The organism is Pseudomonas fildesensis (assembly GCF_001050345.1).
Taxonomy (GTDB): domain Bacteria; phylum Pseudomonadota; class Gammaproteobacteria; order Pseudomonadales; family Pseudomonadaceae; genus Aquipseudomonas; species Aquipseudomonas fildesensis.
On record NZ_LFMW01000007.1, the window covers coordinates 225,912 to 242,654 of the forward strand.

A 16,743-nucleotide genomic window follows, 5' to 3' on the forward strand; every position below is an offset into this window, starting at 1 on the left:
AGAAGACATGGAATTTCTGAACGCCTTTTCCCATCTTGATTGGGCCCAAGTCCTGCAATTGACCGGGCAGCACATCACGCTGGTCGGTATTGCAGTGATCCTGGCAATCGTCGTCGGCGTGCCACTGGGCGTGCTGATGACGCGCTTCCCGACCCTGGCCGGCCCGCTGCAAGCCAGCGCCACGGTGCTGCTGACCGTACCGTCCATCGCCCTGTTCGGCCTGCTGCTACCGTTCTACTCCAAATTCGGCCAGGGCCTGGGGCCGATGCCGGCGATCACCGCAGTGTTCCTCTACTCCCTGCTGCCGATCATGCGTAACACCTACCTGGCCCTCACCGGTGTTGAACCGGGCATACGCGAGGCCGCCAAAGGCATCGGCATGACCTTCGGCCAGCGCCTGCGCATGGTCGAACTGCCCATCGCCGTGCCGGTGATCCTCGCCGGTGTGCGCACCGCCGTGGTGATGAACATCGGCGTAATGACCATCGCAGCCACCATCGGCGCCGGTGGCCTGGGTGTACTTATTCTGGCTTCCATCAGCCGCAGCGACATGTCGATGCTGATCGTTGGCGCCGTACTGGTCAGTCTCCTGGCCATCTTCGCCGACCTGCTTTTGCAATGGCTGCAACGCTCGCTGACTCCAAAAGGACTGCTCAAATGATCGAACTTCAAAACCTGACCAAGACTTTTCAAAGCAACGGCAAGACAGTTTCCGCCGTGAACGACGTAAGCCTGACCGTCAACGAAGGCGAGATTTGCGTATTCCTCGGCCCGTCGGGCTGCGGCAAGAGCACCACGCTGAAAATGATCAACCGCCTGATCAAGCCCACCTCGGGCAAGATCCTGATCAACGGCGAAGACACCACCGACCTCGACGAAGTGACCCTGCGTCGCAACATCGGTTATGTGATCCAGCAGATTGGCCTGTTCCCGAACATGACCATCGAGGAAAACATCGTGGTCGTGCCCAAGCTGCTCGGCTGGGACAAGCAGAAATGCCACGACCGCGCCCGCGAATTGATGAGCATGATCAAGCTGGAGCCCAAGCAGTACCTGCACCGCTACCCGCGAGAACTGTCCGGTGGCCAGCAACAGCGTATCGGCGTAATCCGTGCCCTGGCGGCCGATGCGCCACTGCTGCTGATGGACGAGCCGTTCGGCGCGGTCGACCCGATCAACCGCGAGATGATCCAGAACGAATTCTTCGAGATGCAACGCGCGTTGAACAAGACCGTGATCATGGTCAGCCACGACATCGACGAAGCCATCAAGCTGGGTGACAAGATCGCGATCTTCCGCGCCGGCAAGCTGCTGCAGATCGACCATCCGGACACGCTGCTGGCACACCCGGCCGACGAGTTCGTCAGCAACTTTGTGGGCCAGGACAGCACCCTCAAGCGCCTGCTGCTGGTGAAAGCCGAGGACGCGGCGGACAACGCCCCGTCAGTCAGCCCGGAAACCCCGGTGGCCGACGCCCTGGAGCAGATGGACGAACTCGACCGTCGCTATGTGGTAGTCACCTGCGCAGAGAACAAGGCGCTGGGTTATGTACGACGTCGCGACCTGCACCGTCAGACCGGTACATGTGGCCAATACCTGCGCGAATTCAACGCCACGGCGGCTTACGACGAGCATTTGCGCATCCTGCTGTCGCGCATGTACGAGTTCAACCGCTCGTGGCTGCCGGTGATGGATGCGGAGCGAGTGTTCCTGGGTGAAGTGACTCAGGAGTCGATTGCCGAGTACCTGAGTTCCGGTAAGTCGCGTGGGGGCAAGACCAGTATTGTTTCCCCTGCGGAAACCGCACTGGCTTGATCTGACACCACTCAGTTCAAAATGTGGGAGGGGGCTTGCTCCCGATTGCAGTGTTTCAGTCAGCTCACTTGTAGCTGATACACCACAATCGGGAGCAAGCCCCCTTCCACATTTGGATCTCCAGCGTGTCAGCAATTACCCCTGAATTGCCCCATCCGGGGAACATCAATCCGTCACACCGGTCGGTTACATAAGTAGCTGTACGCGGTCCCGCGACGAACGCGTGCAAAAACGCGACATTTTTAGTTGATCTCGAGCCCCTCACGCCCTAAAGTTCGCGCCGAACGTCCATGCTGGAAACGATCCATCCGGCTCAAGTACTGACGACGAGACAGCAAGGCCAAGGGACGCAGGTGATCCCATGGCCTTTTTGCTTTCGGCGACATGCCTTGGGAAGTAGGCGAACCAAAGTGGGGATACGGAGGACGTTCATTTGCACCCATTGATCAATTTAGTTTGCCCTTAGGAGTTCCCAGCATGTCGATCAACGTCGAAGATTATTTCGCGCGCGCCACTTTTGACAAAATGAAGGCGTTCGCCGACAAGCAAGAAACCCCGTTCGTGGTGATCGACACCGCGATGATCAGCCAGGCCTACGATGACCTGCGCGCCGGTTTCGAATTCGCCAAAGTCTATTACGCGGTCAAGGCCAACCCTGCCGTCGAAATCATCGACCTGTTGAAAGACAAGGGTTCGAGCTTCGACATCGCCTCGATCTACGAGCTGGACAAGGTCATGGATCGCGGCGTCAGCGCCGACCGTATCAGCTACGGCAACACCATCAAGAAATCCAAGGACATCCGCTACTTCTATGAGAAGGGCGTGCGCCTGTTCTCCACCGACTCCGAAGCCGACCTGCGCAACATCGCCAAGGCCGCGCCGGGCTCGAAAGTGTATGTGCGCATCCTCACCGAAGGCTCGACCACGGCTGACTGGCCTCTGTCGCGCAAATTCGGCTGCCAGACCGACATGGCCATGGACCTGCTGATCCTCGCCCGTGACCTGGGCCTGGTGCCGTACGGCATTTCCTTCCACGTCGGCTCGCAACAGCGCGATATCAGCGTGTGGGACGCGGCAATCGCCAAGGTCAAAGTGATCTTCGAACGCCTGAAGGAAGAAGACGGCATCCACCTCAAGCTGATCAACATGGGTGGCGGCTTCCCGGCCAACTACATCACCCGCACCAACAGCCTGGAAACCTACGCGCAGGAAATCATCCGCTTCCTCAAGGAAGATTTCGGCGACGACCTGCCGGAAATCATCCTGGAGCCAGGCCGTTCGTTGATCGCCAACGCCGGCATCCTGGTCAGTGAAGTGGTACTGGTGGCACGTAAATCGCGCACCGCCGTCGAGCGTTGGGTGTACACGGATGTGGGCAAGTTCTCCGGCCTGATCGAAACCATGGACGAAGCCATCAAGTTCCCGATCTGGACCGAGAAAAAAGGCGAGATGGAAGAAGTGGTCATCGCCGGTCCTACCTGCGACAGCGCCGACATCATGTACGAAAACTACAAGTACGGCCTGCCGCTGAACCTTGCGATTGGTGACCGGATGTACTGGTTGTCGACCGGTGCCTACACCACCAGCTACAGCGCGGTTGAGTTCAATGGCTTCCCGCCATTGAAGTCGTTTTACGTTTAATAGCAGCGGCAAGCGTTAAGCTGCCAGCTACAAGAAAAAGCCCACGACCTGTCGTGGGCTTTTTTTTGTGTAAAAAAGAATGTTTCTCGACAACTCACGGCATAATGCGCGCCGTAGCATTCACATCCAGATAGACGAGGCCGGTCGACGTGTTGAAGAAAACCCTGTTCCAGTTGCATTGGTTCTTCGGCATTACGGCCGGGCTGGTGTTGGCCTTGATGGGGATTACCGGGGCTGCGGTGTCGTTTCAGGATGAAATCCTGCAGGCGCTCAACCCAACGGTGCTCAGCGTGGAGAAACGCGAAGCCGGGGTACTGCCGCCCGCCGAACTGGTGCGCAAGCTGGAAGCCACCGAAGGCAAGACCGTCTCCATGCTGTGGGTGGAAAGCGAAAGCGGGAATGCCGCGCGCGTGTTCTTTACCCCGCCGCCAGGAGAACGGCGTGGCCAGATGCGTTACTTCGACCCCTACACCGGCGACTACATGGGCGACGTGGTCGGCCAGGACGTGTTCGGCTTTATCTTGCAACTGCACCGTTTCCTCGCCATGGGCGAAACCGGTCGGCAAATCACCGGCGCCTGCACGCTGATCCTGTTGTTCTTCTGCCTCTCCGGCCTGTACTTGCGCTGGCCGCGCCAAGTGGCGAGCTGGCGCGCCTGGCTGACCCTCGACTGGCGCAAGAAGGGCCGCAGCTTCAACTGGGATTTGCATTCGGTGTTCGGCACCTGGTGCCTGCTTTTTTACCTGCTGGCGGCGCTGACCGGCTTGTCGTGGTCCTATGAATGGTACAGCCAGGGCCTGACTAAATTGCTCTCCGACGCCCCGCAAAATGAACGGGTGCGCAAGCGCGGCCCGGCGCCTGAAGGGCCGGCGGCGGTGGCAAACTATGATGCGATCTGGAGCAGCATCTACAGCAACGCCGGCCCTGGCTTGAACGCCTACAACATCCGCATGCCGGCGGTCGCCGGGCAGCCGGCCATCGTTTATTACCTGCTGGCGAACTCGCCCCATGACCGGGCGCTCAACCAGATCAACCTGGACCCGGCCACCGGCGAGGTCAAATCCCATGACCCGTACGCCAGCAAGAGCCTCAAGTCCCAACTACTGACGAGCATTTACGCGCTGCACACCGGCAGCTACTTCGGCCTGATCGGCCGGATCATCCTCACCGTCAGCGCGCTGTGCATGCCGTTGTTCTTTATCACCGGCTGGTTGCTGTACCTCGACCGCCGCCGTAAAAAACGCCAGGTGCGCGATGCGCGTAAAGGCCTGGGCGCCAACCACAGCGATGCACCGGCCTGGCTGATAGGTTTCGCCAGCCAGAGTGGTTTTGCCGAACAGTTGGCCTGGCAGACCGCCGGGCAGTTGCAGGCCGCTGGATTGCCAGTGAAGGTACAGCCGCTGGGCAGCGTCAGTCAGGATGATCTGCGCCAGTCGGAACATGCGCTGTTTGTGGTCAGCACCTTCGGCGACGGCGAAGCGCCCGACAGCGCCCGTGGTTTCGAGCGCAGCGTGCTCGGCCAGGACCTGTCCCTCAAAGGCTTGAACTACTCGGTACTGGCCCTGGGTGATCGCCAGTACGAACACTTCTGTGGCTTTGCCCGGCGCCTGCATTTCTGGCTGACCCGCCAGGGCGGTACCCCGTTGTTTGCTCCGGTGGAAGTCGACAGTGGCGACACCGTTGCGCTGCTGCAGTGGCAACAGCAATTGGGTGAACTCACCGGCCACGCGCCGGCAGCGGCATGGCCGACTGCGCAGTACGAAAACTGGACCTTGCACCAGCGCACCCTGCTCAACCTGAACAGTACGGGTTCGGCGGTCTACCTGCTGGGCCTGACCCCACCGTCGCCCCAGAGCTGGCTGGCCGGTGACCTGGTGGAGATCCTGCCGCGCAACTGCCCGTGGGCCATCGAACAGTTGCTGAATGGCCTGGGCCTGTCCGGCAGCGACGGCGTGCTGATCGATGGCCTGGCACACACCCTCAACCAGGCGCTGGCGACCCGCCAACTGCCAGACAACCGCGCTCACCTGGTCGGCCTGCATGCCCAGGCGCTGGTCAACGCGCTGGCGCCCCTGGGCATGCGCGAATACTCCATCGCCTCGATTGCCAGCGACGGCGTGCTGGAACTGATCGTGCGCCAGGAGCGCCACCCGAACGGCAGCCTGGGCCTAGGCTCCGGCTGGCTCACCGAATACGCGGCCATCGCCTCAAGCATCAGCCTGCGGTTGCGGCGCAACAGTGGCTTCCACCTGCCTGCTGCGCCGGTACCGCTGATTCTGCTCGGCAACGGCACCGGCCTGGCCGGTTTGCGCAGCTTGCTCAAGGCGCGGATTACCGAGGGTCAGCAGCGCAACTGGCTGTTGTTCGGCGAACGCAATATCGCCCACGACTACCTGTGCCAGGACGAACTGCAAGGCTGGTTGGCCAGTGGCGATCTGGCGCTGCTGGACCTGGCGTTCTCCCGCGATCAGGAAGAGAAGATCTACGTGCAGGACCGCCTGCGCGAATCGGCCGAGGTGCTGCGTCGATGGCTGGCGGACGGCGCGGCAATTTATGTGTGCGGGAGTTTGCAGGGGATGGCAGCCGGGGTGGATCAGGCGCTGCACGATGTGCTGGGCAGCGAGATGGTGGAGCGCTTGATTGAGCAAGGGCGCTATCGGCGCGACGTTTACTGAGATCCTGTAGGCGCTGAAAAATCAATGTGGGAGGGGGCTTGCTCCCGATTGCGTTCTGTCAGTCAGCTTATCTGTTACTGATCCTCCGCAATCGGGAGCAAGCCCCCTCCCACAGGTTGAGCACATTTCAAATTACACGGGTTGCAGCTTTTGCTCGAACACCGAGACCCCGTCCAGGTCGCGCAAAATAACGGTCAACTCCGCCGTCTGCCCATCAATCTGCACCTCGCCAAAAAACTGAAACCCGGCAAACGGTGAGGTGTTTTGCGCAGGCGGGGCCTTTTCGAACACCACTTGCGGGCCAAAGGTTTTATCCAGCGGATTAGGCCCAAAACTCCCTGCATTCAAGGGGCCTGCGACAAACTCCCAGAACGGCTCAAAATCCTGAAACGCCGCTCGGTCCGGGTGATAGTGATGCGCTGCGCAGTAGTGCACATCCGCCGTCAGCCACACATGGTTACGCACCTGCTGCGCGCGCAGGAAGGTCAACAGCTCGGCGATTTCCAGCTCGCGGCCTTGCGCAGGGCCGCCGTCGCCGTTGGCGATGGCTTCCCAACGCGGCACGCCGGGGCTGACTTCGCCATCGGGCACACCCAGGCCGATAGGCATGTCGGCAGCAATCACCTTCCACTGCGCCGTGGAGCCCTTGAGCTCACGCTTGAGCCAGTCCAATTGTTCGCGACCGAGGAAGGGTTTCTCGCCGCCCAGGTTGTCATCGTTGCCGCCGCGATAACTGCGCATGTCGAGTACAAACACGTCCAGCAACGGGCCGTAGCTGAGCTTGCGGTAAATCCGCCCGCCGCCATCGGCGCTTTGCCGGCGCATCGGCGAATACTCAAGCCACGCCTGGCGCGCGCGACCGACCAGGGTGTTGATGTCTTTGGTCTGGTAACGCTCGTCGAGCTGCTTGCTCGGCGACCAGTTATTCACCACTTCATGATCGTCCCACTGCCATATCTGCGGCACCTCGGCGTTGAAGCGGCGCACGTTTTCATCCAGCAGGTTGTAGCGGTAATTACCGCGATATTCGTCGAGGGTTTCGGCGACTTTGCTCTTGGCTTCGGTGGTGATATTGCGCCAGATACGCCCGCCTTCGGTGGTCAATTGGGCCGGCACCGGGCCGTCGGCGTAGATGGTGTCGCCGCTGTGGATAAAAAAGTCCGGCAGGCGCAAACGCATGGCTTCGTAGATGCGCATGCCGCCGATGTCCGGGTTGATGCCGAAGCCTTGGCCGACGGTAACGCCACTCCACACAAAGCGGATGTCACGGCGTTGTTGCGGCACTCTGCGCAGGTGGCCGAACCAGGGTTCGCTGGCGACGCCGGTCTGGGCATCTTCGAAGTGCACGCGGTAGAAGATCGCCTGGTCGGCGGGCAGCCCGGTGAGTTCGACCCGGGCGGTAAAGTCGGTACGGCTGTCAGCCAGCGGCGAGACAAATTTGCGCGGGTTGCTGAACACGCTGCGGGTGTCCCACTCCACCACCATCCGTGCCGGGCGGTCGCTGCGGCTCCAGATCATCGCACGGTCGCCAAGCAAGTCGCCGGACTGCACACCATCGGTGAGTTGCGGCCGGTCTTGCACGGAAGCGATGACAGCCGGTGCCAGGCCCGGCAGCAACAGGCCGGCGCCGACGGCTTGCATCACGCGGCGACGGCCGAGATCGAAGTGGCTCATGCAAATGCCCTCTTGAGTATCAAAAAGGCCACTTAAGCACGCAGGGATGAAAGCCAGATGACACCTGCCAGCGATCCCTCCTACAAGGGATCAGGCGGGGGCGACGGCCAGGTCTGCGGCTTCCGGACGTTTGATCAGCGCGTACACCACTCCAGTCAACAAGCTACCGGCGACAATCGCCAGCAAGTACAGCAGCGCGTGATTCATCGCATTCGGGATCACCAGCACAAACAGGCCGCCATGGGGTGCCGCCAGTTTGCAGCCGAAGTACATCGACAAGGCACCGGTCAGCGCGCCGCCGGCGATGCTCGCCGGAATCACCCGCAGCGGGTCCTTGGCGGCGAACGGAATCGCGCCTTCGGAGATAAAGCACAGGCCCAGGATCATCGCGGCCTTGCCGGCTTCGCGTTCGGTCTGGGCGAACTTGCGCCGAGCCAGGAAGGTGGCAATGCCCATGCCGATGGGCGGCACCATACCGGCAGCCATGGTCGCGGCCATCGGTGCACCGCTCGACGCCGCCAGCAGGCCGACGGAGAACGCATACGCCGCCTTGTTGATCGGCCCGCCCAGGTCAACGCACATCATGCCGCCCAGCAGGATGCCCAGCAGCACCGCGTTGGTGGTGCCCATGGTGCTGAGGAAGTCGGTCAAGCCGGTGAGCAAGCGCGCCACCGGTGGGCCCACCAGATAAATCATCGCCAGGCCGGTGAACAAGCTCGCCAGCAACGGGATGATCAGGATCGGCTTGAGCGCCTCCAGGCTCTGCGGCAAACGAATCGCTCGGGTGATCAGCTTGACGCAGTAGCCGGCAAGAAAACCCGCAAGAATCCCGCCGATAAACCCGGCGCCCAAGGTACCGGCCAGCAAACCGCCGATCATGCCGGGCGCGAGGCCCGGACGGTCGGCAATCGAGTAGGCGATGTAACCCGCCAGCAGCGGCACCATCAGCATGAAGGCCTGGTCGCCGACGGTTTTCAGCGCGGCCGCCAAGGTGCCTTTTTCTTCGAAGGCATGGATGCCGAACACGAACGACAACGCGATCAACAAACCGCCCGCCACCACCATCGGCAACATGAACGACACACCGGTGAGCAGGTGTTTGTAGACGCCGGTTTTTTCTTTCTTGGCCACTGCTCCGCTGGCCGCGCTTTCCACCGAGCCCTCGGCCAGGGCCTTGTTGAGGGTCGCCTCGGATTGCTTGAGAGCGATGCCGGTGCCGCAGCGGTAAATCTTCTTGCCGGCGAAGCGTTCAGTGGCGACTTCGATGTCCGCCGCCAGCAGCACGACGTCGGCATCGGCGATGGCTTGTGGGCTCAACGGCGTACGTGCGCCGACCGAACCCTGAGTCTCGACCTGCAAGTCATAACCCAGGCGCTTGGCGGTTTGCTGCAAGGCTTCGGCGGCCATGAAGGTGTGGGCAACGCCCGTCGGGCAGGCGGTAATAGCGACGATACGCGGGGTGTTCTTCGCCGCAACCGGTGCTGCGCTGGCGACATACACCTGAGCGTCTTCGGCGCCGCGACGCAGTACGGCTTCGACATCCGCCAGTGCCTGGGCCGGCGTCGTCTGGAACACCCGCTTGCCGACAAACCGCTGCATATCCACCGGCGTGCTGCTGACCAGCAACACCCATTCGGCGTCGTCAATGGTGGCCTGGGACAACTGGCGCTCCGGGCGCTGCACGTCCACCACTTCGACACTGGTGCTCCAGCCCTGGCGCTGCGCGGCAGCGTCCAACAAGCGGGCGCACAGCACACTGGTGACCATGCCGTTCGGGCAGGCGGTAACAATGGCTAACTTCATCACAAACCCTCTTATTGTTCGGTCAGCGCGCGCACATGGACGCCGCTTTCGAGACGCGCCAACTGCGCGTCATCGTTGATCCCAAAACCGATCTGCGTGACCGCCATCGCGGCAATCGCCGTGGCGCGGCGCAAGGTGGTTTCGGGCACATCGAAACTGAGCAAACCGTGGAGTATCCCGGCCAGCAGCGAATCGCCGGCACCCACGGTGCTCGCCACACTGACCTTCGGCGGCGTGGCATGCAGCGCCGTGCCCGGGCTGAACCAGTTCACGCCGTCGGCACCGTGGGACACCACCACATGCTCCACGCCTTGCTCGTGTAAACGCTCGGCTGCCAGGGCCTGTTGCGCGATGGAGTCCGTGGGGCAGTCGAGGGCGTCGGCGAGTTCTTCGGTATTGGGCTTGATCAACCACGGACCGGCTTTCAAACCGGCGCGCAAGGCTTCACCGCTGGTGTCCAGGGCGACTTTCAACCCGAGGTTTTTCAGTAACACCAGCAAGCCCTGAAACCACTGCGGGCTGACGCCGCGCGGCAAGCTGCCGGCGACCACTACCGCATCGTGACCAGGCGCAATGCGCGCCAGTTGATCGAGCAACGCTTGCTGCGCATGAACGCTGACCAACGGCCCCGGTGCATTCACGTCGGTGACCCGGCCGTCGTTTTCCGCGATCTTGATATTGCTGCGGGTTTCGCCCGGTACACGAATGAACGCGTCGACAAACCCGCGGCGGGCGATCAACGCCTCAAACGCTTGAGGATTGTCCTCACCGAGAAAACCACCCACGGTGACTTGATGGCCGAGGTCGGCCAGCACCTGGGCGACATTCACACCCTTGCCGGCCGCGTGGGTCAGCATCGCGTCGCTGCGATTGACTTCACCCGGTTCCAGGCGCGCCAGGCGCACCGTGAGGTCCAACGCCGGGTTCAGCGTCAGGGTCAGAATCCTTGCCATTTACACGGCCTCCACAAGGGCTCGCACTTCGGCGGGCGAACCCACCGCGAGTGCTTTTTGCGCCAGGCCCTGGGCCTCGCTCAGACTGAATTCACGCACCCGCGCCTTCACTTCAGGAATGCTGCGGGCCGACACGCTCAACTCATCCACACCCAGGCCGATCAGCACCGGTACCGCCAACGGGTCGGCGGCCAACTCGCCACACACACCCACCCATTTGCCATGGGCATGGGCGGCGCGCACGGTGATGTCGATCAGTTGCAACACCGCCGGGTGCAGGCCATCGGCCTGGGCGGACAGGGTTGGGTGACCACGGTCGATGGCCAGGGTGTACTGGGTCAGGTCGTTGGTGCCGACGCTGAAGAAATCCACTTCCTTGGCGAGGACCGGCGCGAGCAATGCGGCCGACGGCACTTCGATCATGATCCCCAGTTGCAGGTCCGCCACCGGGATTTCCAGGCGCAGGCGCTCGGTCATGTCCCGCGCGGCGCGCCATTCATCGACGCTGCCAACCATGGGGAACATGATGCGCAGCGGGCGGTTGTCGGCCGAACGCAGCAGCGCACGCAATTGCGCTTCCATGATCTGCGGGCGTTGCAGCGTGAGGCGAATGCCGCGCACGCCGAGAAAGGGGTTTTCTTCCTCGGCGATCGGCCAATAGGGCAGCGGTTTATCGCCGCCTACATCGAGGGTGCGTACCACCAGCGGACGACCGTCGAGGCCGTCGAGCACGCGGCGGTATTCGGCTTCCTGGGTGGCTTCGTCCGGCGCTTGCGGGTGGGCCATGAAAATCAATTCGGTACGCAGCAAACCAATGCCTTCGGCGCCCTGCTCCACCGCTTTCGCCACACCGGCGCTTTCACCGATATTGGCGAACACTTCCACGGCGTGACCGTCGCGGGTCACGGCCGGTTCGTGGCGCTGGGCCGACGCGGCTTGCAGGCGTTGTTCGCGGGTATCGCGCTCGACGGTGGCACGTTGCAGGATGGCTGCGTCCGGGTCGACATGCAGGCGACCACGTTGGCCGTCGAGCAACAGCGGCGTGCCGGCAGCCAGCAGCAACACGGCCGGGCCGGCACCCACCAACGCAGGAATCCCCAGCGCACGGGCGACGATGGCACTGTGGGCGGTCGCGCCACCACGGGCGGTGAGGATGCCGGCGACGCGCGCCGGGTCCAGGCGTGCAACGTCCGAGGGGCCGACTTCGTCCATCACCAGGATGTAAGGTTCGGTGGGCTCCTGGGCGGTTTCGACGCCACACAGTTGCGCCAGCACGCGGCGGCCGATGTCGCGCAGGTCGGCGGCACGCTCGGCGAGCAAGGCGTCCTGCAACGACTCCTGCTGTTTGGCGGCGGCTTCGATCACGCTCATCCACGCGGCTTCGGCGCTTTCGCCTTGCTTGAGGCGGGTATCGACCTCGTCAGTCAGTTCCGGGTCGTCGAGCATTTCCTGGTGGGTGATGAAAATCTCGCGAATCGCCTTGGATTGGCTGCGTTCGATCAGGCCCTGAATATCGCTGCGCACCTCAGTCAGTGAGGCGTGCAGGCGCTGGCGCTCGATGACCGAGGACTCGCCGCGCAGCGGGTATTCGAACGGTTGCAGCACCTGAATATGCGCCGGGCCGATGGCGATGCCCGGTGCGGCGGCGATGGCCTGGACCTGACTGCCGGCCACGGGTGCGCTGATCACCGGTTCAATATCAAGGATTTCGGGCTGTGCGCTGACGGTCGGCAACGGTTCGACGTCTTCGCCGAGGCCTTCTTCCACGGCTGCGAGCAAGGCCGGCAGTGCATCACCGGCCACCGTGGGCTCGGCGACAAACTCCAGCACCTGGCCGCGACGGGCGCCGAGGCTCAACAGTTTGCTCAGGCTTTTGACCGACACGGCGCCCACCGGGCCATCGACGATGCGCACGCGAATGTCGCCGTCAAAACTTTTCGCCAACTGCGCCAGGATCTTCGCCGGCCGCGCGTGCAGGCCGTGGGCGTTGGCCAGGGTGACACGCGCGCTGGGCCAGTCGGGCGGCAGTTCGCCGCCGAGCACTTCGAGCACCGCGCGGCTGCTGGTGGCGCGGCCAAGTTCCTGGCCGCGGCCTTCAATCAACAAGGCGCACAAGCGTTCGAGCAAGGTCTGGTGCGCTTCGCCGAGGCTGGCCAGGCAAAACAGGCCATTGAGCGGTTGACCGAGGTAACGCATGGGTTTGTCCGGCGTGACAAACGCCAGGCCCGGGCGCTTCACCGTCTGCTCGCTGTGCAGCCACCACAGGCCATCGCCCAGTGGCAGCGCATCAACTTGCTGCAGTACGGCGGCAAACCCGTTACTCACGCAGTCGGCCTGGCGCAGCAGGCGTGCGCCGCGCCAAACCAGCTCTTCAAAATCATCAGCGGACACGCCCAGGCCAATCATCTGTGCGTCCAGCGCCAGCTCTTGTGGCGCGCCCTGCAACAGTTTCAGCAGCGCTTCGGCGGAGTTGGCGCGGCGCAGCGCCTGGCCCAGGTCGGTCTCACCGAGGGCGCGCGTCAGCAACTGCAGCAGGCGAAGGTGTTCATCGGATTTGGCGGCAATGCCAATGGCCAGGTAGACGATCTGGCCGTCGCCCCAGTCCACCCCTTCAGGGAACTGCAGCAGGCGCACGCCGGTGGTGAAGACTTGGTCGCGGGTTTGCGGGGTGCCGTGGGGGATCGCAATACCTTGGCCGAGAAAGGTCGAGCCTTGGGCTTCACGGGCTTGCAGACCGCTGAGGTAACCCTCGGCGACCAGGCCATCGGCCACCAATTTGTCAGCGAGCAGGTGCAAGGCAGCAGATTTATCCACAGCCGTCTGGCCCATGGATATCTGCTCATGAGTGAGCTCAAGCATGCCGTTCTCCTAGTTAGTGCGCGTGTCGCACTAGGTATTGTTTTGAATAAATCCGTATAAAGTCGTTCACGAGTCACTGACTGAGCAGTCAATTGGCAGTAGCTACTCAGTAGCGAACATCGTAAAAATACGCCTGCTGAAACGTTTAATCTAGAATTTATGGCAGATTACGCGTTAATTGCGCATCCTTGAAGGACCACTTGGCGCTTGTGCCGACACATGGGTCGTCTGCAGTAATCGGTTACGATTGGACAAAATGTCGGGGCATGCTCTAAAAAACAAGGAAATCCCGGTTTGAAACTCAGTGATATCGCACGTCTCGCCGGTGTGTCCGTGACCACCGCCAGCTACGTCATCAATGGCAAAGCCGCACAGCAACGCATCAGCAGCGCAACCGTCGAGCGGGTGCGCGCGGTGGTCGACGCCCATGGTTTTACGCCCAACCCCCAGGCCGCAGGGCTGCGTAGTCGACATACCCGCACGCTGGGCTTTATCCTGCCCGACCTGGAAAACCCCAGTTACGCACGGATTGCCAAGCTATTGGAACAAGGTGCACGGGCGCGTGGCTACCAATTGCTGATCGCCAGCTCCGACGATGAGGCCGACAGCGAGCGCCAACTGCTGCAACTGTTCCGCGCGCGGCGCTGTGATGCGCTGTTTGTCGCCAGTTGCCTGCCAGCCAGCGACGACAGCTACCGCGAGCTGCAAGCCAAGGGTTTGCCGGTGATTGCCATCGACCGGGTGATGGAGGCTGAGCAGTTCTGCTCGGTGGTCAGCGACGACCGCCGGGCCTGCCAGCAATTGACCAGCAGCCTGTTGCAGCCGTTGCCCAAGCAAATCGTGCTGATTGGTGCACGCCCAGAGCTGAGCATCAGCCAGGAGCGTGCCGCCGGATTCCGTGAGGCGCTGCAAGGCTTCACCGGTGAAGTGATCGTCGAACAGGGCGATGCCTTCAGCCGTGACTGTGGCCGACAGTTGATGGAGCAACTTCTACATCAACTGGGGCATTTGCCTGACGCGCTGGTGACCACTTCCTACGTGCTGCTGCAAGGCGTGTTCGACGCACTGCACGACTTCCCGCTCAGGTCCCGGCCACTGCGCCTGGGCACGTTTGGTGACACACAGTTGCTGGACTTCCTGCCGCTGCCGGTCAACGCCATGGCCCAGCAACATCAACTGATCGCCGACACCGCACTGCGCCTGGCCCTGGCCGCCATTGAAGACGAGCACTACCAACCGGGCGTGCACGCCATCGGCCGGACCTTCAAGCAGCGCATTCACGAGGCCTGAGCGTGGAGCTGATCGACACCCACACCCACCTGGACTTCGCGGATTTCGACAGCGACCGCCTCGACGTCCTCGCGCGCAGCCGCCAGTTGGGTGTGACGCGCATGGTGGTGTTGGGTGTGTATCAGCAGAACTGGCAACGGTTGTGGGATCTGGTGCAAGAAGATGACGGTTTGTTCGCCGCCTTCGGCCTGCACCCGGTGTACCTCGATGACCATCGCCCTGCTGACCTGACCGAACTGGGTGACTGGCTGACCCGTCTGCACGGCCATCGGCAACTCTGCGCCGTCGGCGAGATCGGCCTGGATTACTTTATAGAAGACCTGGACCGCGACCGACAACAGGCGCTGTTTGAGGCCCAACTGAAACTGGCCGTGGACTTCCAGCTGCCGGCCTTGCTGCACGTCCGCCGCAGCCACGCCGCCGTGATCGCCACCCTCAAGCGCATCCGCCTGCCACGCGCCGGCATCATCCATGCCTTTGCTGGCAGCCGGGAAGAAGCACACGAGTACATTAAGCTCGGTTTCAAACTCGGCCTGGGCGGTGCCGCCACCTGGCCCCAGGCCCTGCGCATGCACAAGGTGCTGGCCCAATTGCCGCTGGAAGCAGTGGTGCTGGAAACCGATGCGCCAGACATGGCGCCCGCCATGTACCCCGGCCAGCGCAATAGCCCGCAACACCTGCCCGATATCTGCACCGCCCTGGCCGAGCGCATGGGCATCAGCCCGTCATTGCTGGCCGAGACGAGCACACGCAATGCGTGCGAGCTGTTCAATTGGTAGTGCGTTGGTTGGGTGGACCCCTTGCAGGTCGAGGGTCATCCGCTGCCGTTGACGGGCGTAACGCAACACCAGGAAATGAATCAGCACCGTCACCAGTGAAACATTCAGCTGCCCGACGACACTGATCAGTCCTGTCCACTCCGCTACCAGCGCCACGATCAGCGCCACGCAGGTCAGCACCACCATGCTCGGTCGCACCAGTACCCAGCGATTCAGCGACTTGAACTGGCGCAACTGCCTGGGGCAGTCCAACTGCACAATCCTCTGGCAGTAAGGGCAGTCGAAGGGTTCATGAATGGCGATGGCATTCAATTGCCAAGGCTTGAGCTCAAAGGTGATATCGCAATGGGCGCAGTGCCCTTTGATGCCAATGGCAGCCGTCATCGTCGTGCCTCCCGTGAACCGTGGTTGGATGAAACAAATTCTCACCCATTCACGTCACCAAAGAAGTCACGCAAGAAAATCAAGACAAGCACCACACCGCTAAACGGCTAATCCTACGGCCGGGTCTTACACGCGAAACGCGCCAATCAACTGCTTCAATTCAATCACCTGCAACGACAACAGCCGGCTGGCCGCCTCGGTTTGATGGGCACCCTGTGCCGCATGCTCACCGGCCCGATGGATTTCGACGATGTTCTGATCGATATCGTGGGCGACTGCGGTTTGTTGCTCAACCGCGGCGGCGATCTGCTGGTTCTGATCGACGATCATGCCCACGGCACCGAGGATGTTTTCCAGGGCTTGTTGGACCTTTTCCGACTGGCCCACGGTGCCATTCGCCATTTCGTGGCTGATGCCCATGGCCTTCACCGCTGCGCCGACCCCGCTGTGCAAGCGGCTGATCATCTGTTCGATTTCTTCGGTGGAATGCTGGGTGCGCCGGGCCAGGGTGCGCACCTCATCGGCCACAACGGCAAACCCGCGCCCCTGCTCACCGGCGCGAGCGGCTTCGATTGCGGCATTCAGCGCCAGCAGATTGGTTTGTTCGGCGATGCTCTTGATCACTTCCAGCACGCTGCTGATGGACTGACTGTCGGTGGCCAACTGGTTGATCACGCGCACCGACTCATCAATTCCCGAGGCCAGACGCACGATGCTGCCTTGCTGGGACTGCACCAGGCCACGGCCGTTGACGGTTTCATCGTTGACGCTGTGTGCGCTGCTGACCGCTGCCGCCGCGCTGCGCGCCACCTCCTGTGCGGTGGAAGACATCTGGTTCATGGCGGTCGCCACCTGCTCAATCTGGCTGCG

Annotated in this window: 11 protein-coding genes and 1 pseudogene; 6 read left to right on the top strand and 6 right to left on the bottom strand. The window is 62.2% G+C overall.

Annotated features, from left to right (window positions below; genetic code table 11):
- Positions 1–7: 7 nt before the first annotated feature.
- The 4 genes from ACR52_RS11485 (at position 8) to ACR52_RS11500 (ending at position 6,131) form a co-directional block, all read left to right on the top strand.
- Entirely contained in the window at positions 8–661 is a 654-nt protein-coding gene (locus tag ACR52_RS11485; protein ID WP_048724114.1) for an ABC transporter permease, read from the top strand.
- Complete coding sequence (locus ACR52_RS11490; RefSeq protein WP_048724116.1) at positions 658–1,815, top strand: osmoprotectant ABC transporter ATP-binding protein OsmV; 1,158 nt, start codon at positions 658–660, stop codon at positions 1,813–1,815. Before ACR52_RS11485 ends, ACR52_RS11490 begins: the two co-directional genes overlap by 4 nt.
- Before the next feature lie 477 nt (positions 1,816–2,292).
- A complete protein-coding gene (locus tag ACR52_RS11495) occupies positions 2,293–3,456 on the top strand; it encodes a type III PLP-dependent enzyme (RefSeq protein WP_048724118.1) in 1,164 nt (387 codons plus the stop codon).
- Positions 3,457–3,605: 149 nt separating this feature from the next.
- Complete coding sequence (locus tag ACR52_RS11500; protein WP_048724121.1) at positions 3,606–6,131, top strand: PepSY domain-containing protein; 2,526 nt, start codon at positions 3,606–3,608, stop codon at positions 6,129–6,131.
- A 132-nt stretch (positions 6,132–6,263) separates the two neighbouring features.
- Here ACR52_RS11500 and ACR52_RS11505 read toward each other — a convergent pair whose 3' ends face one another.
- The 4 genes from ACR52_RS11505 to ptsP form a co-directional block, all read right to left on the bottom strand.
- Positions 6,264–7,805, bottom strand: a complete 1,542-nt coding sequence (locus tag ACR52_RS11505) for an alkaline phosphatase D family protein (RefSeq protein ID WP_048724124.1) — start codon at positions 7,803–7,805, stop codon at positions 6,264–6,266.
- 90 nt (positions 7,806–7,895) lie between these two features.
- Positions 7,896–9,608 carry a PTS fructose-like transporter subunit IIB gene (locus ACR52_RS11510; protein ID WP_048724131.1) on the bottom strand — a complete coding sequence of 571 codons (1,713 nt, stop codon included), beginning with the start codon at positions 9,606–9,608 and terminating at the stop codon, positions 7,896–7,898.
- A gap of 11 nt (positions 9,609–9,619) precedes the next feature.
- The gene (pfkB, locus tag ACR52_RS11515) at positions 9,620–10,561 is read right to left on the bottom strand and encodes a 1-phosphofructokinase (protein WP_048724134.1); all 942 of its coding nucleotides are present in this window, start codon (positions 10,559–10,561) and stop codon (positions 9,620–9,622) included.
- Positions 10,562–13,420 (bottom strand): phosphoenolpyruvate--protein phosphotransferase, encoded by a 2,859-nt coding sequence (gene ptsP, locus ACR52_RS11520; protein WP_048724137.1) that lies wholly within the window; start codon positions 13,418–13,420, stop codon positions 10,562–10,564.
- Positions 13,421–13,714: 294 nt separating this feature from the next.
- On the opposite strand from ptsP, the gene cra reads away from it, so the two are divergent.
- Together cra and ACR52_RS11530 are read left to right on the top strand one after the other, a co-directional pair.
- Complete coding sequence (gene cra, locus ACR52_RS11525) at positions 13,715–14,710, top strand: catabolite repressor/activator (RefSeq protein ID WP_048724140.1); 996 nt, start codon at positions 13,715–13,717, stop codon at positions 14,708–14,710.
- 2 nt (positions 14,711–14,712) lie between these two features.
- Positions 14,713–15,489 carry a TatD family hydrolase gene (locus ACR52_RS11530; protein WP_048724142.1) on the top strand — a complete coding sequence of 259 codons (777 nt, stop codon included), beginning with the start codon at positions 14,713–14,715 and terminating at the stop codon, positions 15,487–15,489.
- Here ACR52_RS11530 and ACR52_RS11535 read toward each other — a convergent pair.
- Positions 15,436–15,873, bottom strand: a complete 438-nt coding sequence (locus ACR52_RS11535) for a hypothetical protein (RefSeq protein ID WP_048724144.1) — start codon at positions 15,871–15,873, stop codon at positions 15,436–15,438. The two genes, ACR52_RS11530 and ACR52_RS11535, sit on opposite strands and share 54 nt — an antisense overlap.
- Before the next feature lie 126 nt (positions 15,874–15,999).
- Positions 16,000–16,509: pseudogene (locus ACR52_RS31710) on the bottom strand (methyl-accepting chemotaxis protein); the annotation flags it as partial.
- Between the last annotated feature and the right edge of the window lie 234 nt (positions 16,510–16,743).

What these genes read in the sequence shown, in the direction of transcription:
- pfkB (WP_048724134.1), bottom strand. Translation starts at nt 10,561, where the DNA reads ATGGCAAGGATTCTGACCCTGACGCTGAACCCGGCGTTGGACCTCACG.
- ACR52_RS11535 (WP_048724144.1), bottom strand. Translation starts at nt 15,873, where the DNA reads ATGACGGCTGCCATTGGCATCAAAGGGCACTGCGCCCATTGCGATATC.
- ACR52_RS11490 (WP_048724116.1), top strand. Translation starts at nt 658, where the DNA reads ATGATCGAACTTCAAAACCTGACCAAGACTTTTCAAAGCAACGGCAAG.
- ACR52_RS11485 (WP_048724114.1), top strand. Translation starts at nt 8, where the DNA reads ATGGAATTTCTGAACGCCTTTTCCCATCTTGATTGGGCCCAAGTCCTG.
- ACR52_RS11510 (WP_048724131.1), bottom strand. Translation starts at nt 9,608, where the DNA reads ATGAAGTTAGCCATTGTTACCGCCTGCCCGAACGGCATGGTCACCAGT.
- ptsP (WP_048724137.1), bottom strand. Translation starts at nt 13,420, where the DNA reads ATGCTTGAGCTCACTCATGAGCAGATATCCATGGGCCAGACGGCTGTG.
- ACR52_RS11505 (WP_048724124.1), bottom strand. Translation starts at nt 7,805, where the DNA reads ATGAGCCACTTCGATCTCGGCCGTCGCCGCGTGATGCAAGCCGTCGGC.
- ACR52_RS11495 (WP_048724118.1), top strand. Translation starts at nt 2,293, where the DNA reads ATGTCGATCAACGTCGAAGATTATTTCGCGCGCGCCACTTTTGACAAA.